This is a genomic window from Pseudomonas shirazensis, assembly GCF_050496565.1.
In the GTDB taxonomy this organism is placed as follows: Bacteria; Pseudomonadota; Gammaproteobacteria; order Pseudomonadales; family Pseudomonadaceae; genus Aquipseudomonas; species Aquipseudomonas shirazensis_A.
The window spans coordinates 66307-87316 of sequence record NZ_JBNWAE010000009.1 but is presented as its reverse complement, the minus strand read 5'-3'; the positions used below and the strand labels follow the sequence as shown (position 1 = coordinate 87316).

Genomic DNA, 21010 nt, shown 5'->3' with positions numbered 1-21010 from the left:
ATAAGGAAACGCCGATGAGCGCCAGCACAATTGCTACAACACGTCACGACTGGGGCCTGGCCGAGGTCAAGGCGTTGTTCCAGCAGCCCTTCAATGATTTGTTGTTCCAGGCGCAAAGCGTGCACCGCGCGCATTTCGATCCCAATCGCGTGCAGGTCTCGACCTTGCTGTCGATCAAGACCGGCGCATGCCCGGAAGACTGCAAATACTGTCCGCAGTCCGGCCACTACAACACCGGGCTGGAAAAGCAAAAACTGATGGAAGTGCAAAAAGTGCTGGAAGAGGCCGCCCGGGCCAAAGCCATCGGCTCGACGCGCTTCTGCATGGGCGCGGCCTGGAAGCATCCGTCGGCCAAAGACATGCCTTACGTGCTGGAGATGGTCAAAGGGGTCAAGGCCTTGGGCCTGGAAACCTGCATGACCCTCGGCAAGCTGGACCAGGACCAGACCGCCGCGCTGGCCCAGGCTGGCCTGGACTACTACAACCACAACCTCGACACCTCGCCCGAGTTCTATACCAGCATCATCACCACCCGAACCTACAGCGAGCGTCTGCAGACTCTTGCCTATGTGCGCGACGCCGGCATGAAGATCTGCTCCGGCGGCATCCTCGGCATGGGTGAGTCGCTGGACGACCGCGCCGGGCTGCTGATTCAGCTGGCCAACCTGCCTGAGCCTCCTGAGTCGGTACCGATCAACATGCTGGTCAAGGTTGCCGGCACGCCGCTGGCCGAAGAAGCCGACGTCGACCCGTTCGATTTCATCCGTATGCTTGCGGTAGCACGGATTCTCATGCCCAAGTCGCACGTACGGCTTTCCGCCGGGCGTGAGCAGATGAACGAGCAGATGCAGGCGCTGGCCTTCATGGCCGGGGCCAACTCGATCTTCTACGGCGAAAAACTGCTGACCACGGCCAACCCACAAGCCGACAAGGACATGCAGTTGTTCGCCCGCCTCGGGATCAAGCCGGAAGCGCGCGAAGAGCACGCTGACGAAGTGCATCAGGCTGCCATCGAGCAGGCCCTGGTCGAGCAGCGCAGCAGCGAGATGTTCTACGACGCAGCGTCGGCCTGAAATGGCCTTTGACCTCGCCGCGCGCCTGGCCGAACGGCGTGCGGCCGATCTGTATCGGCAACGGCCGCTGCTGCAGACCGCGCAGGGGCCGCAGGTGGTGGTCGACGGCCAGCCGCTGCTGGCCTTCTGCAACAATGATTACCTGGGCCTGGCCAATCACCCTGAGGTGATCGCTGCCTGGCGCGCCGGCGCCGAACGCTGGGGTGTCGGTGGCGGTGCTTCGCATCTGGTCATCGGCCACAGCACCCCGCATCACCAGCTTGAAGAAGCGCTGGCCGAGCTGACCGGGCGGCCGCGTGCGCTGCTGTTTTCCACCGGCTACATGGCCAACCTCGGTGCCATCACCGCGTTGGTCGGGCAGGGCGATACGGTGCTGCAGGACCGCCTCAACCACGCTTCGCTGCTTGATGGCGGCCTGCTCAGCGGTGCGCGCTTCAATCGTTATCTGCACAACGATGCGCAGAGCCTGGCCAGCCGCTTGCAGCGGGCCACCGGCAATACCCTGGTGGTCACCGATGGCGTGTTCAGCATGGATGGCGATCTGGCCGACCTGCCCGCACTGGCCGCTACTGCCCACGCCGCGAATGCCTGGCTGATGGTCGACGATGCCCACGGCCTCGGCACCCTGGGCGCCAACGGCGGTGGCATCGTCGAGCACTTCGGGCTTGGTCTGGAGCAGGTGCCGGTGTTGATCGGTACCCTCGGCAAGGCCTGCGGCACCGCAGGTGCGTTTGTTGCCGGCAGCGATGATCTGATCGAGGCACTGGTGCAGTTCGCCCGACCGTACATCTACACCACCAGCCAACCGCCGGCGCTGGCCTGCGCCACGCTCAAGAGCCTGCAGCTGCTGCGTGACGAAAGCTGGCGACGCGAGCAGTTGGCGGCGTTGATCCGCCAGTTTCGCGAGGGGGCAGAACAGATCGGCCTGCAACTGATGGACAGCCAGACGCCGATTCAGCCGATCCTGATCGGCGACAGCGGCCGTGCCCTGCGCCTGTCGCAGATGCTGCGCGAGCGCGGCTTGCTGGTGACCGCTATCCGCCCGCCGACGGTACCGGCCGGCAGCGCGCGGCTGCGGGTGACCTTGAGCGCGGCGCACACCGAGGCGCAGGTGCAGCTATTGTTGAATGCATTGGCAGACTGTTATCCACAACTGGAGCGCGCCGATGCGTAATCGCCTGATTCTCTTGCCCGGCTGGGGGCTGGGTACTGCTGCACTGCATCCATTGGCGGCAAGCCTGCGCGCGCAGGATTCGCGCTTGCAGGTCGACCTGTTGCCGCTGCCGGAATTGCCCGAGGGCGATGTCCAGGCCTGGCTCGAGCATCTTGATCGCACCCTGCCCCAGGACACCTGGCTGGGTGGCTGGTCACTGGGCGGGATGCTCGCCAGCGAGCTTGCACGCAAACGCGGTGATCGCTGCTGCGGCCTGCTGACCCTGGCCAGCAACCCCAGTTTCGTCAACCGCGCCGACTGGCCGCATGGCATGCCGGCAGACACCTTCAGTACCTTTGTCGACGGCTGTCGCAGCCACCTGCAGGTCACCCTGAAGCGCTTTCGCTCGCTGTGCACCCAGGGCGCGCCGGATCAGTTGGCCGTGCTCAAACAGCTCAATGTCGGCCTGCCGAGCACTGATCCGCTGTACCTGATGAGCGGCCTGGAGGTGCTGGGCAAGCTGGATACCCGCGACGCCTTGGTGGAGTACACCGGGCCGCAGTTGCACCTGTTTGCCGGCAGCGATGTGCTGGTCCCGGCAGAGGCAGCCATGGCGCTGTGCGAGCTGGTGCCGGACGTCGAGGTCGGGCTGGTTGAAAACACCTCGCATGCTTTCCTGCTGGAATATCCGCAGGACCTGGCTGCGGGCATCAAGATTTTTTTGCACGAGAGCGGCGATGACTGATCTGTCCCATCCGACCCTGCCGGGCGCCTTGCCTGACAAACGCCAGGTGGCGGCGTCGTTTTCCCGGGCTGCTGCCAGTTATGACAGCGTCGCCGCGTTGCAGCGCGCCGTCGGGGTTGCCTTGCTCGAGCAGTTGCCGGCTGATCTGACCCCAAGCCGTTGGCTCGACCTGGGCAGCGGCACCGGTCACTTCAGCCGCGTGCTGGCCGAGCGCTTTGCCGGCGCTGTCGGTGTGGCCGTCGATATTGCCGAAGGCATGCTGGGCCACGCTCGGCAGCAAGGCGGTGCGCAGTTTCATGTGGCCGGCGATGCCGAGCGCCTGCCGCTGCAGGACGCCAGCGTCGATTTGATTTTCAGCAGCCTGGCGGTGCAGTGGTGCAGCCAGTTCGCCAGCGTGCTCAGCGAAGCACAGCGGGTGTTGCGCCCTGGCGGAGTGCTGGCGTTCAGCAGCCTGTGCGTCGGCACCCTGGAGGAATTGCGCGCCAGCTGGCAAGCGGTGGACGGCATGGTCCACGTCAACCGCTTCCGCCGGTTCGACGATTACCAGCGGCTGTGTGCCGGCAGCGGCCTGCAGCTGCTCGCTCTGCAACAGCGTGCGCAGGTGCTGCACTACCCCGACGTACGCAGCCTGACCCATGAACTGAAGGCGCTGGGTGCGCATAACCTCAACCCCGGCCGGCCAGCCGGCCTGACCGGGCGGGCGCGCATGCAGGGTTTGCTGCAGGCCTACGAACACTGGCGCCAGCCGGCCGGCCTGCCGGCCACCTATCAGGTGGTGTATGCCGTGCTGCGCAAGCCGCTGCAGGATGGGGAATGACATGAGCCAAGCGTATTTCATTGCCGGTACCGATACTGATGTGGGCAAGACCACCATCGCTGCAGGCTTGCTCCATGCGGCCCGCCTGCAAGGCTTGAGTACTCTCGCGGCCAAGCCGGTGGCGTCGGGTTGCACGGTGACCAACAAGGGCCTGCGCAATGCCGATGCGTTGGCCCTGATCGATCAAAGCACAATCCAGTTGCCTTATGAACGGGTCAACCCGTTCGCCTTCGAGCCGGCAATCGCCCCGCACCTGGCGGCGCGCGAAGCAGACGTGGCGCTGGCGGTGCCTGCTTTGCTCAAGGCGATGCAGGAGATTCTGGCAGAGGGCGCCGACTTCACCTTGATCGAAGGTGCCGGCGGTTGGCGGGTGCCGTTGTCGGACCATGCCAACCTGTCCGATCTGGCAATCGCGCTGAAGCTACCGGTGATCCTGGTGGTCGGCGTGCGCCTGGGCTGCATCAATCACGCGCTGTTGAGTGCCGAAGCGATTGCCCGCGATGGCCTGCAGCTAGCCGGCTGGGTGGCCAATGTGATTGATCCGCGCACCTCGCGGCTGGAAGAAAACCTGGCCAGCCTCGCCGAACGCCTACCCGCGCCGTGCCTGGGGCGCGTGCCCAAACTCAAGCAAGCCAGCGCCGATGCGGTGGCCGAACATCTGCAGCTGGATCTGCTCGATTGAGCTGCCGGGCATACCTTTGGTCTATCGGCTGGCACTAGGCTATTAGCGATTTAAACGGGCCTTTTCAGCGTTGGCCTGCTTTAATGAAGCTTGTCCGTTATCCAGCGTCATCGGAGTTTTGACATGGAAATCACCGGTAGCTCTGCCTACTACGCAGGTCTTGGCGCCATTCAGGCGGGCCAGAACCGCGTTGATCAGGCCGCCAGCCAGATCGCCAATGGCACCGTCGAACGTGCCGCCACCAGCCAGTCCAGCGACTATCAGGCCGAGCGCTTGCGCGCCGTCGACCGCAGCCAGCAAATGGACATGGCCACCAGCACGGTGCAATTAGCACTGGGCAAGACCGAAGTCGAACTGGGTGTGAAAGTCGCCAAGGCTTCCGACGAACTGCTCGGCCGCTTCATCGACACCTACGCCTGATTGCTGATCTCGCTGAAACCTCTGCGGGCCTGACTGCGATGGCGCTGACCAGACAACACCGTTGTCTGCTCGGTTGCCGTCTGCAGTCAGGCCCGCAGTTGCATTTACGGCTGCATGGCAGATACGCCCTGTTTCACGACGTAAATGGCACCATAGTCACTTCTTGACTTTGTTTGCACCTAAACGTAAGTTTCAAACAACCGTTTGACCGAGAGCCGGTAGCTGTCGGCGCTCACTCCACCGGACTCCTCAAGAGGTTCATCGCAATGCCTGAATACAAAGCCCCTCTGCGTGATATTCGCTTCGTTCGCGACGAACTGCTCGGCTATGAAGCGCACTACCAGAGCCTGCCGGGCTGCGAGGAAGCCACGCCCGACATGGTCGATGCGATCCTTGAGGAAGGTGCCAAGTTCTGCGAGAACGTGCTGGCGCCGCTGAACCGCGTTGGCGACCTTGAAGGTTGCAAGTGGAGCGAGTCCGGTGTGCAGACCCCGACTGGCTTCAAGGAAGCCTACAAGCAGTTCGTCGAAGGCGGCTGGCCGAGCCTGGCCCACGATGTCGCCCACGGCGGCCAGGGCCTGCCCGAGTCGCTGGGCCTGGCCGTCAGCGAGATGGTCGGTGAAGCCAACTGGTCGTGGGGCATGTACCCCGGCCTGTCCCATGGCGCGATGAACACCATCTCCGAGCACGGCACCGCCGAGCAGCAGGACACCTACCTGAGCAAGCTGGTCACCGGCGAGTGGACCGGCACCATGTGCCTGACCGAGCCACACTGCGGCACTGACCTGGGCATGCTGCGGACCAAGGCCGAGCCGCAGGCGGATGGCTCGTACAAGGTTTCCGGGACCAAGATCTTCATCTCGGCCGGTGAGCATGACATGGCCGACAACATCGTCCACATCGTGCTGGCGCGCCTGCCCGATGCCCCTGCTGGCACCAAAGGTATTTCGCTGTTCATCGTGCCCAAGTTCCTGCCGAGCGCCGACGGCGCCATCGGCGAGCGCAACGGCGTCAGCTGCGGCTCGCTCGAGCACAAGATGGGCATCCACGGTAACGCCACCTGCGTGATGAACTTCGACGGCGCTACCGGTTACCTGATCGGTCCGGCCAACAAAGGCCTGAACTGCATGTTCACCTTCATGAACACCGCTCGCCTGGGTACCGCGCTGCAAGGCCTGGCCCACGCTGAAGTGGCATTCCAGGGTGGCCTGCAATACGCCCGTGACCGTCTGCAGATGCGCTCGCTGACCGGCCCCAAGGCACCTGAAAAGGCCGCTGATCCGATCATCGTCCACCCTGATGTACGGCGCATGCTGCTGACCATGAAGGCCTTTGCCGAAGGCAACCGGGCGATGGTCTACTTCACCGCGCAGCAGGTCGACATCGTCAAGTACAGCAAGGACGAAGAAGCCCGCAAGAAGGCCGATGCACTGCTGGCCTTCATGACCCCGATCGCCAAGGCGTTCATGACCGAGGTCGGTTTCGAAGCGGCCAACCATGGCGTCCAGATCTACGGCGGCCACGGCTTCATTGCCGAGTGGGGCATGGAGCAGAACGTGCGCGACAGCCGCATCTCGATGCTCTACGAGGGTACCACCGGCATCCAGGCCCTCGACCTGCTCGGGCGTAAAGTGCTGATGACCCAGGGCGAAGCGCTCAAGGGCTTCACCAAGATCGTGCACAAGTTCTGCCAGGCCCAGGAAGGCAACGAAGCGGTCAAGGAATTCGTCGAGCCGTTGGCGGCGATCAACAAAGAGTGGGGCGAACTGACGATGAAAGTCGGCATGGCCGCCATGAAAGACCGTGAAGAGGTCGGCGCCGCTTCGGTCGATTACCTGATGTACTCGGGCTACGCCTGCCTGGCCTACTTCTGGGCTGATATCGCCCGTCTGGCAGCTGAAAAACTCGCCGCCGGCACCAGCGAAGAAGCGTTCTACACCGCCAAGCTGCAGACCGCGCGCTTCTACTTCCAGCGCATCCTGCCGCGTACCCGCACCCATGCAGCGACCATGCTGTCCGGTGCTGGCAACCTGATGGCGATGAAAGAAGAAGATTTCGGCCTGGCTATCTAAGTCGCGCTGGCAACATCAAAAACCGTCTGCCCTCACCGGCAGGCGGTTTTTTTATGAGCGCTCGTCGGGGCCGCGTAGCCTCGTATACAGAAAAAGCTAAGACTGGCTTCACGCCTGCCGTTAAACATCCCGTGTGCTCATCTATTCATGTGCGCTGCCGATGAAGTAAAGGCACAATGCCATTATTGATCTGCCGGGTTGGAGATACCCTTGTTTCAGTTATCCGCTGTACGCGTAAGCCATTTCCTGCCGTCACTGGTTTTACTGGTGTCGGGGCTGGCGGCGGCCTATGTGAGAGACCTCAGCGTCTTTTTCACGTCTTTGTTCAATGTGCTGCCGACCATGGTGCTGCTGCTCGGCGGCGCCTATTGCGCGGTGTACCGCCGGCAGCGCGAGCTGTTCCTGATGGTCACGGTGTATATCGCTTACTACCTGCTCGATACCCAGACCGACTTCTATCGCGACAACGGCCGCGTGCGTGAAGACGCAGCGGTGATCTTTCATCTGGTCTGCCTGCTGCTACCGGCGTTGTTCGGCCTGTTCGCCGCCTGGCAGGAGCGCACCCACCTGGCCCAGGACATGCTCGCCCGCTTTGCCGTACTGTTTGCCGTCGGCAGCGTGGCGGTGGCCTTGCAGCAAAGCTTTCCGCAGGCGCTGCTGGGCTGGCTGGCGGAGATCCGCTGGCCGTCGCTGCACGGTCAGTGGATGAGCCTGATCCAGCTGGCGTACCCGGTCTTCGTCATCGTCTTCATCCTGCTGGTAGTGCAGTACCTGCGCCAGCCGCGGCCGCTGCATGCGGCGCAGATCACCGGTTTGCTGGGCCTGCTGTGGATGTTGCCGAAAACCTTCATCCTGCCGTTCACCCTGAACATCATGTGCAGCCAGGTCATGCTGATGATTGCCGCAGCGGTCGCCCACGAGGCCTATCAGATGGCCTTCCGCGACGAGCTCACCGGCTTGCCCGGCAGGCGTGCGCTGAACGAGCGTATGCAGCGGCTGGGGCGCAACTATGTGATCGCCATGACCGACGTTGACCACTTCAAGAAATTCAACGATACCCACGGCCACGACGTCGGTGACCAGGTGCTGCGGCTGGTTGCCAGCCGGCTGTCGAAAGTCACGGGCGGCGGCCGGGCTTACCGCTATGGCGGCGAAGAGTTCGCCCTGGTGTTTGCCGGCAAGACTGCCGAGGAGTGTCTGCCGCACCTGGAAGCGGTACGCGAGATGATCGCCAACTACGCCATCCAGCTGCGCGACCAGAACAGTCGCCCGCAAGATGATAGCGCCGGCCGGCAACGGCGCAGCGGCTCGGCCAGCGCCACCGTGTCGGTCACCATCAGCATCGGCGTGGCCGAGCGCTTGATCGACCACCGCAACCCTGAAGCGGTGCTCAAATCTGCCGACGAGGCGCTGTACAGCGCCAAGGCTGCCGGGCGTAACTGTGTGGTTATGTTCGGCCACCAATCACGCCGCGGCGCTGTGCGAATGGCCTGACTGAGGTTGACTGTAGGGTCACGTGATGACCCTATGTCTCGCAAAAGTTGTTCGGTTACACTGATTTCACTCCAGTGCCGCGGTCCTCGCCAGGACCGCCCCGACCCGACTAGTGAGAGGTTGTCCATGGCTGACTATAAAGCGCCCCTGCGTGATATGCGCTTCGTTCTCAATGAAGTCTTCGACGTGGCCACGCTCTGGGCACAGCTGCCCGAGCTGGCCGAGGCGGTCGACCAGGACACCGCTCTGGCGGTGCTGGAAGAAGCCGGCAAGGTCACCGCCCGCAGCATCGCGCCGCTCAACCGCGCCAGCGATGAAGAGGGCTGCCACTGGGACAACGGCAGCGTACGCACTCCAGCCGGGTTCATCGAGGCCTACCAGACCTACGCCGAAGGCGGCTGGGTCGGTGTTGGCGGTGATCCGCAGTTTGGCGGCATGGGCATGCCCAAGGCGATCTCGGCGCAGGTCGAGGAAATGATCAACGCCTCGAGCCTGTCGTTCGGGCTGTATCCGATGCTCACCGCAGGCGCCTGCCTGTCGATCAATGCCCACGCCAGCGAAGCGCTCAAGCACAAATACCTGCCGAACATGTACAGCGGCGTCTGGGCAGGCTCCATGTGCCTGACCGAGGCCCATGCCGGCACCGACCTGGGCATCATCCGTACCAAGGCCGAGCCGCAGGCGGATGGCAGCTACAAGGTCACTGGGACCAAGATCTTCATCACCGGTGGCGAGCACGACCTGACCGAAAACATCATTCACCTGGTGCTGGCCAAACTGCCGGACGCACCGGCGGGGCCCAAGGGCATTTCCCTGCTGCTGGTGCCCAAGTTTCTGGTCAACGACGACGGTAGCCTAGGTGAGCGCAATGCAGCCCACTGCGGCTCGATTGAGCACAAGATGGGTATTCAGGGCTCGGCGACCTGCGTGATGAACTTCGACGGCGCGGTCGGCTACCTGGTCGGCGAGCCGAACAAGGGCCTGGCGGCCATGTTCACCATGATGAACTACGAGCGCCTGGGCGTCGGCATTCAGGGCCTGGCCTCGGCTGAGCGCTCTTATCAGAACGCCGTCGAGTACGCCCGCGACCGCCTGCAAAGCCGCTCGCCAACCGGCGCACAGGCGAAAGACAAGGTCGCCGACCCGATCATCGTCCATCCGGATGTGCGGCGCATGCTGCTGACCATGAAAGCCTTGATCGAAGGCGGTCGAGCATTCTCCACCTACGTTGCCCTGCAACTGGACAACGCCAAGTACAGCGAAGACCCGACCACGCGCAAGCGCAGCGAGGACCTGGTGGCGTTGCTGACACCGGTGGCCAAGGCGTTCATGACCGACACCGGGCTTGAGTGCACCGTGCATGGCCAGCAGGTGTTTGGCGGCCACGGTTACATCCGTGAGTGGGGCCAGGAGCAACTGGTGCGCGACGCCCGCATCACCCAGATCTATGAGGGCACCAACGGCATTCAGGCGCTGGACCTGATGGGCCGCAAGGTGGTCGCCAGCGGTGGCGCGTTCTACCAGGTGTTTGCTGACGAAATCCGCCAGTTCGTTGCTGGCGCTGATAGCGAGTTGGGCGAATTTACCCAGCCATTGGGCACTGCCCTGGATCAACTGGATGGGCTGACCGAGTGGGTTATCGAGCAGGCCAAGCTCAACCCGAACGAGATCGGCGCCGCGTCGGTTGAGTACCTGCATGCGTTCGGCTACGTCGCTTACGCCTATATGTGGGCGCGCATGGCCCAGGCAGCCAAGGCTGGCGAGGGCGATGCGGCCTTCTATCAGGGCAAGTTGGGCACGGCGCGGTTCTACTTTGCGCGGTTGCTGCCGCGGGTCGATTCGCTGGTAGCTTCGGTCAAGGCGGGTAGCGAGTCGCTGTATCTGCTGGACGCCGCGCAGTTTTGATCACCGGCGTTGCATGCCGTAACAAAGTTGGGGTGATTTGTAAGCCTTTTCCTACACGACGTGGTGACTTTTCGCCTCTATCTTCAGATTGGATCCACAGCTAATATTTCTCACATGGACGGAACGCAGGAAGCGTAAAGGACAGAACAGGGACACGAAGGAATCTCGCCAGGATGGTGAGGCGATAGGGATGTCAGGGAAACAGTCTGGAAAACCCCGCTTAGGCGGGGTTTTCTTTGTTGCGTGGTTTTTACCGTCAGCCCAGTACGTCCAGCGGCGACACGGCCAGCTGGCGCCCGTCGGTTTCTTCTTCGAGCAACGTGCGCAGCAGCTCCAGTGACGCCTGTTGGCGCTGGGCATCGCGGAACACCAGGCCAACCTTGAGTGGCACGCGCGGTTCGCTGAGGGGCTTCCACAGCAGCCCTTGATCATCCTCGGCTGCCGCCTTGGCCCGCCCTGGCAGGATGGTTGCCAGCGAGGTGTGTGCCAGGCTGTCGAGGATTCCCGCCATGTTGTTCATTTCGGCCTGTACCTGCGGCCTGCGGCCCTGGCTGGCCAGCTGCTCCTTCCAGATCTGGCGGATCTGAAACTCTTCGCCCAGCATCAACAGCGGCAGTTCGGCTGCCTGCCTGATCGAGACCTTCTTGAAGTCCTTCAACGGGTGAGTGTTGGGGATGACCAGTTGCAGCTCATCTTCATACAGCATCAACCCGTGCAGGCCTGCCTGGCGCGGCGGCAGATAGCTGATGCCGATATCCAGATTGCCATTGAGCAGACGCCGCTCGATCTCCAGCCCCGACAGCTCGTAGATCTGCACCACCAAATGCGGCTGCGCCCGGCGCACGCGCTCCAGCAACTGCGGCACCAGCCCCGGGCGGACTGTTTGCAGGACACCGATGGCAAGGGTCCGCAGTGCCTGGCCTTTGAAGCTGCGCATAGCCTCATGGGCGCGCTGCAGTCCGTCGAGCAAGGGCTGGGCATGGTTGTACAAGGTGTGCGCTGCCAGTGTTGGCAGCAGGCGCTTGTTACTGCGTTCGAACAGGCTCAGGTCGAGGCTGTGTTCCAGTTGCCGGATCTGCTGGGACAAGGCCGGTTGCGACAGTGACAGGCGTTCGGCAGCACGGCCGACGTGGCCCTCTTCATAGACCGCGACGAAATAACGCAGTTGGCGAAAATCCATAAGCAACACTTATCGAAAAAGCTGGGAAATCGAAATGGCCAGGGTGCCCGGTTGTGCCTAGTCTAGCGGCGTTTTCAAGCATTTACCTGCTGTTGCAGCGACCGATTGTTGCAGTCGCTGAAAAACACTTTTGATAGGCCACGCTGAAAGATCGGTCTGGAGTTCTGATGAATCTGTTCAAGCTGCGTCGGCCAGCTGTCGCGGTGGTCGAACCTGTACCAGCAGCACCGGCAGCTGTCGCGCCGCTAACGAGTGAGTGGCTGATGGCATCCGCCGCGCTGCCTGCGCCGGTTTTTGTGCGTGGGCAAGGCTCGTGGTTATGGGATAGCGACGGTCGGGTTTATCTGGATTTCTCCCACGGCGGTGCAGGCAACAGTCTCGGCCATTGCCCGCAAGTGGTGAGCGAAGCGCTGGGTGCTCAGGCCCAGACATTGCTCAACTGCGGTGGGCAGCTGACCAACCACAATCAGTTGCTGCTGGCCCAGGAGCTCTGCCAAAGCACCGGCAGTGACCAGGCGTACCTGCTCAACAGCGGCGGCGAAGCGTGCGCGGCGGCAATCCAGCTGGCACGCAAGTGGGGCCAGCTGCACCGTAGCGGCGCCGATCATGTCATTACGGCCAGCCAGGCTTGCCACGGGCGCGGTCTGGATACGTCGGGCTTCAGCCAGGTGCCATTCAACGACCTGAGCGCACTGCACGCCGCCGTCGACTCGCGCACGGTCGCGATCATGCTCGAACCGATCCAGGGCGAGGCCGGCGTTATCCCGGCCAGCCGCGAGTATCTCCAGGGTGTCGAACGGCTGTGTCGCGAGCTGGGCATCCTGCTGATATTCGATGAAGTACTGACCGGCATCGGCCGCTGCGGTGCGTTGTTGGCCGAACAGCGATATGACGTGCGTGCCGACATCATCGCCCTTGGCGCAGGCCTGGGGGGGGGTGTGCCGGTCGCTGCGCTGCTGGCCCGCGGCAGTGCCTGCTGCGCCGAGCCTGGCGAGCTGCAAGGCAGTCAGCACGGTAATGCGCTGATGTGTGCGGCCGGCCTGGCGGTATTGAACAGCATGCTTGCGCCTGGCTTTTTCGAGCAGATCAAGGACCGCGGTCGCCACCTGCGCGAAGGCCTGAGCAGGTTGTCGGGCCGTTATGGCCATGGCGAAGTGCGGGGGCAGGGTCTGCTGTGGGCGCTGCAGTTACACGATGAGGTGGCGCCAGCGCTGGTCCTGGCGGCATTGCAGGAGGGCTTGTTGCTGGATGCGCCGCAGCCCGATGTGGTCCGTTTTGCCCCGGCGCTGACAATCAGCCGCGGGCTTGTCGACGAGATGCTGCTGAAGCTGGCCAGAGCCTTTGCCCGGCTGCACGGGCATCAGCACAACCGTCGCGCGATGCGCGCCTGATCGGCAATAGCGCTCACCTATTCAACGAACCGTCTGGCGTTTCTGCGCATCGCCCCTGGCCTGTCTTATTCGGCCCGGGGCGTTTTTTTGTCCCTGTAGGAGCGGCCTTGCCGGAGCGCCGGACCGGTCGGAAAGGGTCGCGTAGCGGCCCCCAGATTTCAGCTTCGCCGCTGACATCGCCGGGCCAGCTATGCTGGCCTTTCGCGACGCAAGGCCGCTCCTACGGGGACCGGGTAGACCAGCGCGCTACTTCGGCGAACCCCACTCGCGGGCGCAATGCCTGCGGAACCTCTGCAAGAGCGCGCGAGTCTGTGTAGTAACCATTGACGGAGAGACATGCATGGACTTCATTCGCATCATTATCGCGATTCTTCTGCCGCCGCTTGGCGTGTTCCTGCAGGTCGGCTTTGCCGGTGCGTTCTGGCTGAACATCCTGTTGACGTTGCTGGGTTATATCCCCGGCATCATCCACGCGGTATATATCATCGCCAAGCGCTGACGTGACGAGGGCCGCGCTGCGGCCCTCTGTTGCAATTGCAGCGTACGCGGCTCAACGGCCGAGTACCCGGCAATAGAACTTCCATTCTTCCTCGAGTGCATGCGCAAGGTTTTCGGCCTTGCGGAAACCGTGCCGCTCACCGGCATAAAAATGCCCTTCAGCCTCGATTCCGTTCGCTTTCAGCGCCGCCAGCATGACGCGGGTCTGCTCGGGAACTACTACGGCATCCAGTTCACCTTGGAAGAAGATCATCGGCACCTTGATTTGCTCGGCGTGCAGTAGCGGCGTCCGTTGGCGGTAGCGCTCGGCGTCTTGTTCAGGATCGCCAATCAGCCAGTCCAGATAATCCCCTTCGAACTTGTGTGTCGCCTGTGCCAGCGCCAGCGGGTCGCTGACCCCATAGAGGCTGGCGCCGGCGCGAAATACATCGGCGAAGGCCAGGGCGCACAGGGTGGTGTAGCCGCCAGCACTGCCGCCGCGAATGAACGCCTGCTGCGGGTCGATCAGGCCAAGCCCGGCCAGGTAGCTGACTGCAGCGCAGGCGTCTTCGACGTCGACTTCGCCCCAGCGCAGGTGCAGCGCCTGTCGATAGGCGCGGCCATAACCGCTGCTGCCGCGATAGTTCAGGTCAGCCACAGCAAAGCCGCGTTGGCTCCAGTATTGGATGCGCGGGTCGAGTACCGGGTAGCAGGCCGAGGTCGGCCCGCCGTGGATGAACAGCACCAGCGGCGCGGCGCCTTGCGGATGGTTGGCCGCCGGGTAGAAGAAACCGTGCGCCTGGGCGTCGCCACTGGGATAGCGGATCGGCTGCGGGCGACTGACGCGCTCGGCGGGCAGCGGCAGGCCGCCGCCGGTAAGCACGCGGGTCTTGCCGCTGACGCGCTCGATGGCGATGACTGCAGCTGGGCTGATCGGCGAAGCGGCGATGGCGTAGATATGGCGGTCATCCAGAGCCAGACTGCGAAAGCGGGTGTACTCGCTGGCAAAGCGCTGAACCTGATCACCGCTGTGCAGGCCAAGCTGGGCAAAACCGTCTTCGAACCAGCTGGCCAGATAGCTATCAGGTGCGATTGCCAGCCAGCTGCTGGCACCCAACTGCCAGGGCGCGGCGGCGTGGTCGGCGGCGACCGCTGGTAGTGCCTGCCACTCGCCCTCTATCTCACCCCATGGCTGCCAGAAACCGTTGCGATCAGACAGGCAATACAGCCTGCCTTGCGCGTCGAAGCGGGGTTGCTGCAAGGACTGCTCCGGGCCGATATCGCCGGCCAGGCACTGCGCCGCAGTCCATTCGCCGTGACTGTCGCGCTGGCGACTCATCAACCGCGTGCGGGTCCAGGGCTGTGCCGGGCGATCCCATTCGATCCAGGCCAGGCGCTGACCGTCTTCGCTCAGGGTTGGTGCCGAGTAGAAGTCGGCGCCTTCGGCCAGCACCTGACGACCCTCATCGGCGAAGCAGACCAGGCGGTGCACAACGCTGTCAGCGTACTGCTCTTCGACAGCGAGCACTGCGCCGGCATGCCACAGCACATCGCCATAGCGGCAGCCGGCGGCAGCTGTCAGGGCACATGGCAGTGAGCCATCGAGGCTTTGCAGGTAGATCTGCTGATCGGACTCGTTGACGAAGATCAGCGCATCGTCGCCGAGGCAGAAACTGCCGCCGCCGTATTCATAGACGCGGCTGCGTGCGCTGAAACCGTCCGGCGTCAGGCAATGGGCTTGCTGCTCGCGCCAGTGCCACAGGCGGCAGGCACCGTCAGCAGGGCGGAATTCGTTCCAGAACAGCCCGGCCGCGCCGACCTTGAGGTCGGCGAAGTCGGTGCCGGCGGCGACGGCCTGGGCGGCGCTGAACTCAGCCGCGGGCGATGACTCGGGAGTTTCGTTCATTACGGAATGTCAGCTCTTCGATGGCCTGGTGGGCGTGCTCGGCTTCCTCGCGTGCCTGGAGGATGATGCCATGCTCGGCCGACTTGGCGCACACCGGGTCGGCGTTGCTGGCATCGCCGGTAAGCATGAACGCCTGGCAGCGGCAGCCGCCGAAGTCCTTTTCCTTCTCGTCGCACGAGCGGCAGGGTTCGGGCATCCAGTCGAAGCCGCGGAAGCGGTTGAAGCCGAACGAGTCATACCAGATGTGCCGCAGGTCGTGCTCGCGCACATTGGGGAACTGCACCGGCAACTGCCGCGCGCCATGGCAGGGCAGTGCGGTGCCGTCGGGGGTGACGGTCAGAAAGATACTGCCCCAGCCGTTCATGCAGCCCTTGGGCCGCTCTTCATAGTAGTCGGGAGTGACGAAGATCAGCTTGCACGGGTTGCCCTGCGCCTTGAGCCGCTCGCGGTACTCGTTGGTGATGCGTTCGGCTCGTTCCAGCTGCGCACGGGTTGGCAACAGCCCGGCGCGGTTGTGCTGGGCCCAGCCATAGAACTGGCAGGTAGCCAGCTCGACGAAGTCGGCCTCAAGCGCCACGCACAGCTCGATGATGCGGTCGATCTTGTCGATGTTGTGCCGGTGGGTAACGAAGTTGAGCACCATCGGGTAACCGTGGGCTTTGACGGCGCGGGCCATTTCGAGCTTTTGCGCGAAGGCTTTTTTCGAGCCGGCGAGCAGGTTGTTGACCTGCTCGTCACTGGCCTGAAAGCTGATCTGGATGTGATCCAGGCCGGCCGTCTTGAATTCGGCGATGCGCTTTTCGGTAAGGCCGATGCCGGAGGTGATCAGGTTGGTGTAGAAGCCCAGGCGCCTGGCCTCGCCGATCAGCTCGGCAAGGTCCTGGCGCACCAGCGGTTCGCCGCCAGAGAAACCCAACTGTGCCGCGCCCATCTCGCGCGCTTCGGCCATGACCTTGAACCACTGTGCCGTGGTCAGCTCCTGGCCTTGCTCGGCAAAGTCGAGCGGGTTGGAGCAGTACGGGCATTGCAGCGGGCAGCGGTAGGTCAGTTCGGCGAGCAGCCACAGCGGCAGGCCGACGCCGGGTTTGCCGGCTGTTTCAGGTGAGGACGATCCAGTGTTCGGCACGGGCCACCTCCATGAATTGCTCGATGTCGTCAGCGACCTCGGGCACATCGGGGAACTGCAGGGAAAGCTCGGCGATGATCAGCGCGACTGAGCGTTGGCCATCGATCAGGCCGCCAATCAGCGCGGCGCTTTCGTTGAGTTTGATCATGCCCTCCGGGTACAGCAAGACATGCCCTTGCTGCGCCGGCTCATACTGGTAGCGGTAGCCTGGGCGCCAGCTGGGCACCTGTTGACGGTCAAGACTCATAGTGTGATCCCCTTGTGCCAGACCCGCTCGCGGGTGACGGAGTGGTAGGGCGGGCGGTCCAGCTCGTAGGCCATGCTCATGGCGTCGAGCATGCTCCAGAGAATATCCAGCTTGAACTGAAGGATCTCCAGCATGCGTTCCTGGCTGGCGCGAGTGGTGTAGTGCTGCAGGGTAATCGCCAGGCCGTGCTCGACGTCGCGCCGGGCTTGGCCGAGGCGGGTGCGGAAGTATTCGTAGCCAGCCGGATCGATCCACGGGTAATGCTGTGGCCAGCTGTCCAGCCGCGACTGGTGAATCTGCGGCGCGAACAGCTCGGTCAGCGAGCTGCTGGCGGCTTCCTGCCAACTGGCGCGGCGGGCGAAGTTGACGTAGGCGTCGACGGCAAAGCGCACGCCGGGTAGCACCAGCTCCTGCGAGCGCAGTTGCTCCGGGTCCAGGCCAACCGCCTGACCCAAGCGCAGCCAGGCATCGATGCCACCGTCTTCACCGGGCGCACCGTCGTGGTCGAGTAGGCGCTGGATCCACTCGCGGCGAATCTCTCGATCCGGGCAGTTGGCGAGGATCGCGGCGTCCTTCAGCGGAATATTCACCTGATAGTAGAAACGGTTGGCGACCCAGCCCTGGATCTGCTCGCGGCTGGCGCGGCCATCATACATCGCCACGTGATAGGGGTGATGGATGTGGTAGTAGGCGCCCTTGGCGCGCAGGGCCTGCTCGAATTCGGCAGGCGACATCGGCGTTGCGTCGCTCATGTGCGGCTCCTACAGCTCGATGCTCATGCCGTCGTAGGCGACTTCGACGCCGCGGCGTTCGACTTCGGCGCGCTCGGGCGAGTCTTCATCGAGGATCGGGTTGGTGTTGTTGATGTGGATAAGGACCTTGCGCTGGCTGGCGAAACCCTCCAGCACTTCAAGCATGCCGCCAGGGCCGCTCTGCGCCAGATGGCCCATCTCGCGACCGGTGCGGGTACCGACGCCACGCTGCTGCATTTCATCATCGCGCCACAGCGTGCCGTCGACCAGCAGGCAGTCGGCACTCTGCATCATTTCCAGCAGGGAGTTGTCGACCTGACCCAGACCTGGGGCATAGAACAGCTTGCCGCCGGTGCGCAGGTCTTCGACCAGCAGGCCGAGGTTGTCGCCCGGGTGCGGGTCGAAGCGGTGCGGCGAATATGGCGGCGCGGCGCTGCGCAGCGGGAACGGGGTGAACTTGAGGTTCGGGCAGGCCGGGATGACGAAGCTGCCTTCGAGCTCGATGCGGTTCCAGGCCAGGCCGCCGTTCCAGTGGCTAAGCATGTTGAACAACGGAAAACCGCTGGTCAGGTCCTGATGGACCATGTCGGTGCACCAGACCTGATGCGGGCAGCCTTCACGCAGGCTGAGCAGGCCGGTGGTGTGGTCGATCTGGCTGTCGAGCAGGACGATCGCGTCGATACCGCTGTCGCGCAGGGCGCGGGCCGGCTGCATTGGCGCAAATGCCTGCAGTTGCGCGCGGATGTCTGGCGAAGCGTTGCACAGGATCCAGTGCTCGCCGTCGTCGGACAGCGCAATCGATGACTGGGTACGCGCCTGCGCGCGCAGCGAGCCATCCCTGAAGCCCTTGCAGTTGACGCAGTTGCAGTTCCACTGCGGAAATCCGCCACCGGCAGCTGAACCAAGAATCTGGACGTACATGGCCATCCTCTATGCAAAATGCTGTAGGCAAAAACAACAACGCCCCGGCGGGACCGAGGCGTCGAACCGCAAGCCAGGCTTAGCGGTTGGCGAAATACATGGTCACTTCAAAGCCGATACGCAGGTCAGTGTAAGCAGGTTTGGTCCACATGGGATTACTCCTTCGGGATTGGGCTTGTGGGTTTTCAGCTACATATTTGGTACCCCCTGAGGCGGGAGGTTCCATTTGCTGAGGTTGCGCTATCTTACAAGATAATTATGTACCAGAAGGTTCATTTTGCGAGAAGGGTTGTTGCATGGCGAGTAACAATCACTCCCAGTGCGAGTCCGGCGCCGAGCTGTTGGCCAGGCACAGCCAGCCGTGCTGGGCCGCGATCAGGGCTGTCAGCAAGGCGTCCAGACTGGCTTGATCAGTGTTCAGAATAGCTGCTTGCAGCATCCCGAGATCGGCCGCGGCACCGGCCAGGTAGGTTTGCCATGCCCACTGCGCGACCTCGGCGTCGGGCATCGCCGCCTCGTCGAAGCTATCAGCCAACGCTTGCCGAGCGGCGTTGTCGAGGGTCACGTCTGTGTTGAAGACCTCAAGCAGATGCGCAAGGATCTGCTCCGGCCTGGCGTGGGGTGATTGCACGCCAAACAGCAGGCCACCTATGCCGTCGGTCTGGCGGAAGGCGCTGAACACTGCGTAGCCCAGTTGCAGTTCGACGCGCAGGCGCTGGTACACCGGGCCCTGCAGCAGTTGTGCAAGCAGCCGTCCGGCGCCTTGTAGCTGCGCCGGCAGCGGACAGAAAAGTAACAGCGCGTGTTCGCTGCCTGTTACGTCGGCATGCAGCCAGCGTTTGCCCGGCACAGTGCTCATGTTGAACAACCGCTCTCGGCCGGCAGGTTCGTCCCACATCGTGCGGGCGACTGCCGAGCCCAATGCTGCCAGTTCAGGGTCGCCGAAGCCGACCGCCAGCCCTTGGCAACGAGTGCTCCGCCAGACCTGGTCGAGGATTGCCTGATCCAGCACTCCGGCAGGTTCTGGCTGAGCGGTGGGCGCAGTCGCTACCGCGTCGGGCCAACGCTTGAGCAGCGCCCTGATTGGAATCAACGCAGGTTCATCCGCTACGGGTGCTTGCCAGCAGTGAGCAGCAGGTTGGTTCAACACTGTCAGTGCCTCTTCAACCAGCCGCACCACGGCCGCGGGGAGCCCGGCGCAGCGTAACTGCCAGTACTCTCCACTGCTGCTGAAGTCCATCTGTAGCGAGGCCTGCTCGGCGCGCTCGGTCAGTGGACGCAGCGCGTTGACCAGCACTGCGTACAGTCGCTGGCGCAGAGGTGTTGCGATCCTCCAGCGTAGATACAGCGCAGCGTACTGGCGCGAGCTGGGCAGGCAGGTGCTGATGTGCAGAGCGGGTGGTAGCGCTGCCGTCGTGTCGGGCAAGCTCGCGAGCAGCAGTGGATCGGCAGGCGGCAGTTGCCAGTTTCCATATGCCTGCAGGCGCAGGCCATCCAATACTGCAGTCAGGGCCTGGAGCGACTGCGCATCGAGTGCTTGCAGCGGGTTTTCACGGCTGTCTCGCTGCGCCAGCTCCAGTGCACTGGCGGACAGTGCACGGCGTTTTTGCAGATGAGCATAGGCTGCGTTCAACGCGCTCAGGTCTGCTTGCCTGATGAACTGCAACCAGCCGTGCAGCAGCGCTCTTACCTCATCGACCTGCGCGGTGTCGGTCAAGCGCAGGCGTATTATCCAGAGCAGCTGGCCGGCGAAGGCATACAACAGCTGTGGCTGGCATTCACGCACCCAGCCGCGTTGGCGCAGTGCGGCCAGCCAGGTGCCTTCGCGGCTGTCGCTGATGCACCCCAGCAGCAGATCCATGGCCTGCTGCGCACCCGCCGGCAACCCGTCGTGGGCAAACAGCAGGTCGAGTTGGCCGTGCTCGGGCGTTGGCGGCACCAGCGTTTGCTCTATCAAAGCCGGTGGCAGCGCCTGCTGCACTCGCTGGCCGCTGGCGAAAACGCTGGCGTAGCGCTCGCCCATGGCTTGCAGCTGGTCCAGCGACTGCGGCCCGCACAGGCTCAGGACCATCTGCCCGCCCTGATAGAAGCGTTGGTGAAAGCCCCTGAGCTCGCGCTGAAACTGCGGGTTGTGCAGGTTCAGGCTGTGTCGGTTGCCCGCATGAAAGCCGCGCAGCGGATGACCCGCTGCTAGCCGCTGCAGCAGCGCGAACTGGCCCTGCGCTTCACGATTGCGCGACCAGGCGATGAACTCGGCGTGGATCACCTCGCGCTCACTGACTTGCCGCGCCAGGCTCAGGTCAGGCTCGGCGAGCATCTGGCACAGGCGCTCGAGGCCACCGGCCAGTGCAGCGGGCGGCACTTCGAAAAAAAACTCAGTGGTCCGTTCGCGGGTGCTCGCATTGACCTGGCCGCCAACACCCTGAACGTAGCGCATCAGGCCATCCTCAAGCGGAAAGCGTTCGGTGCCGAGGAAAAACAGGTGCTCGAGAAAGTGCGCCATGCCCGGCCAGCGCGCCGCCGCGTCATGGCTGCCCGCATGCACGCGCAAGGCCGCGGCTGCGCGCTTGAGGCGCGGCGCGTGGCGCAAGGTCAATCGCAGGCCGTTGGCCAAAGTCAGGTCGCGGGTGGCGTCAGGCATGAGTTCTC

At 63.5% G+C, this 21010-nt stretch carries 19 protein-coding genes; 11 read left to right on the top strand and 8 right to left on the bottom strand.

Features of this window, described 5'->3' with window-relative positions; all coding sequences use genetic code 11:
* Positions 1-14: 14 nt before the first annotated feature.
* From bioB to ACQZ2L_RS14815, 9 genes are all read left to right on the top strand, one after another.
* Positions 15-1073, top strand: a complete 1059-nt coding sequence (gene bioB, locus ACQZ2L_RS14855) for a biotin synthase BioB (protein WP_430326757.1) — start codon at positions 15-17, stop codon at positions 1071-1073.
* Position 1074: 1 nt separating this feature from the next.
* Positions 1075-2247 (top strand): 8-amino-7-oxononanoate synthase, encoded by a 1173-nt coding sequence (gene bioF, locus ACQZ2L_RS14850; protein ID WP_430326756.1) that lies wholly within the window; start codon positions 1075-1077, stop codon positions 2245-2247.
* Positions 2240-2971: an alpha/beta fold hydrolase gene (locus tag ACQZ2L_RS14845; protein WP_430326755.1), complete on the top strand. Its 732-nt coding sequence runs from the start codon at positions 2240-2242 to the stop codon at positions 2969-2971. The genes bioF and ACQZ2L_RS14845 overlap by 8 nt, the downstream gene beginning before the upstream one ends.
* Positions 2964-3788, top strand: coding sequence for a malonyl-ACP O-methyltransferase BioC (gene bioC, locus ACQZ2L_RS14840; RefSeq protein WP_430326754.1), 825 nt, complete (start codon positions 2964-2966; stop codon positions 3786-3788). Before ACQZ2L_RS14845 ends, bioC begins: the two co-directional genes overlap by 8 nt.
* A gap of 1 nt (position 3789) precedes the next feature.
* A complete protein-coding gene (gene bioD, locus ACQZ2L_RS14835) occupies positions 3790-4470 on the top strand; it encodes a dethiobiotin synthase (RefSeq protein ID WP_430326753.1) in 681 nt (226 codons plus the stop codon).
* A gap of 123 nt (positions 4471-4593) precedes the next feature.
* A complete protein-coding gene (locus tag ACQZ2L_RS14830; RefSeq protein WP_101322420.1) occupies positions 4594-4890 on the top strand; it encodes a pyrroloquinoline quinone biosynthesis protein PqqE in 297 nt (98 codons plus the stop codon).
* A 266-nt stretch (positions 4891-5156) separates the two neighbouring features.
* On the top strand, positions 5157-6962 hold the full coding sequence (locus ACQZ2L_RS14825) for a phenylacyl-CoA dehydrogenase (protein WP_430326752.1): 1806 nt from the start codon (positions 5157-5159) through the stop codon (positions 6960-6962).
* Positions 6963-7172: 210 nt separating this feature from the next.
* Positions 7173-8456: a diguanylate cyclase gene (locus ACQZ2L_RS14820; RefSeq protein ID WP_430326751.1), complete on the top strand. Its 1284-nt coding sequence runs from the start codon at positions 7173-7175 to the stop codon at positions 8454-8456.
* Between the two features lie 126 nt (positions 8457-8582).
* Positions 8583-10361: an acyl-CoA dehydrogenase C-terminal domain-containing protein gene (locus ACQZ2L_RS14815; protein ID WP_430326750.1), complete on the top strand. Its 1779-nt coding sequence runs from the start codon at positions 8583-8585 to the stop codon at positions 10359-10361.
* Between the two features lie 256 nt (positions 10362-10617).
* Here the strand turns inward: ACQZ2L_RS14815 and ACQZ2L_RS14810 are convergent, their stop codons facing one another.
* Positions 10618-11541, bottom strand: coding sequence for a LysR family transcriptional regulator (locus ACQZ2L_RS14810; RefSeq protein WP_430326749.1), 924 nt, complete (start codon positions 11539-11541; stop codon positions 10618-10620).
* Between the two features lie 167 nt (positions 11542-11708).
* Between ACQZ2L_RS14810 and ACQZ2L_RS14805 the strand changes: the two genes are divergently transcribed.
* Together ACQZ2L_RS14805 and ACQZ2L_RS14800 are read left to right on the top strand one after the other, a co-directional pair.
* Entirely contained in the window at positions 11709-12932 is a 1224-nt protein-coding gene (locus tag ACQZ2L_RS14805; protein ID WP_430326748.1) for an aspartate aminotransferase family protein, read from the top strand.
* A 340-nt stretch (positions 12933-13272) separates the two neighbouring features.
* On the top strand, positions 13273-13431 hold the full coding sequence (locus ACQZ2L_RS14800) for a YqaE/Pmp3 family membrane protein (protein WP_101322414.1): 159 nt from the start codon (positions 13273-13275) through the stop codon (positions 13429-13431).
* 51 nt (positions 13432-13482) lie between these two features.
* On the opposite strand, the gene ACQZ2L_RS14795 is transcribed toward ACQZ2L_RS14800, so the two are convergent.
* The 7 genes from ACQZ2L_RS14795 to pqqF form a co-directional block, all read right to left on the bottom strand.
* Complete coding sequence (locus ACQZ2L_RS14795) at positions 13483-15315, bottom strand: alpha/beta hydrolase family protein (protein WP_430326747.1); 1833 nt, start codon at positions 15313-15315, stop codon at positions 13483-13485.
* Positions 15281-16441 (bottom strand): pyrroloquinoline quinone biosynthesis protein PqqE, encoded by a 1161-nt coding sequence (pqqE, locus tag ACQZ2L_RS14790; RefSeq protein WP_430326746.1) that lies wholly within the window; start codon positions 16439-16441, stop codon positions 15281-15283. Before pqqE ends, ACQZ2L_RS14795 begins: the two co-directional genes overlap by 35 nt.
* On the bottom strand, positions 16413-16688 hold the full coding sequence (gene pqqD / locus ACQZ2L_RS14785) for a pyrroloquinoline quinone biosynthesis peptide chaperone PqqD (protein WP_430326745.1): 276 nt from the start codon (positions 16686-16688) through the stop codon (positions 16413-16415). Before pqqD ends, pqqE begins: the two co-directional genes overlap by 29 nt.
* On the bottom strand, positions 16685-17440 hold the full coding sequence (gene pqqC / locus ACQZ2L_RS14780) for a pyrroloquinoline-quinone synthase PqqC (RefSeq protein ID WP_430326744.1): 756 nt from the start codon (positions 17438-17440) through the stop codon (positions 16685-16687). Before pqqC ends, pqqD begins: the two co-directional genes overlap by 4 nt.
* 9 nt (positions 17441-17449) lie before the next feature.
* Positions 17450-18361, bottom strand: a complete 912-nt coding sequence (gene pqqB / locus ACQZ2L_RS14775; protein WP_430326743.1) for a pyrroloquinoline quinone biosynthesis protein PqqB — start codon at positions 18359-18361, stop codon at positions 17450-17452.
* A 79-nt stretch (positions 18362-18440) separates the two neighbouring features.
* Positions 18441-18512 carry a pyrroloquinoline quinone precursor peptide PqqA gene (pqqA, locus tag ACQZ2L_RS14770; protein ID WP_003243383.1) on the bottom strand — a complete coding sequence of 24 codons (72 nt, stop codon included), beginning with the start codon at positions 18510-18512 and terminating at the stop codon, positions 18441-18443.
* Between the two features lie 159 nt (positions 18513-18671).
* Complete coding sequence (pqqF, locus tag ACQZ2L_RS14765; RefSeq protein ID WP_430326742.1) at positions 18672-21002, bottom strand: pyrroloquinoline quinone biosynthesis protein PqqF; 2331 nt, start codon at positions 21000-21002, stop codon at positions 18672-18674.
* Positions 21003-21010 lie beyond the last annotated feature (8 nt).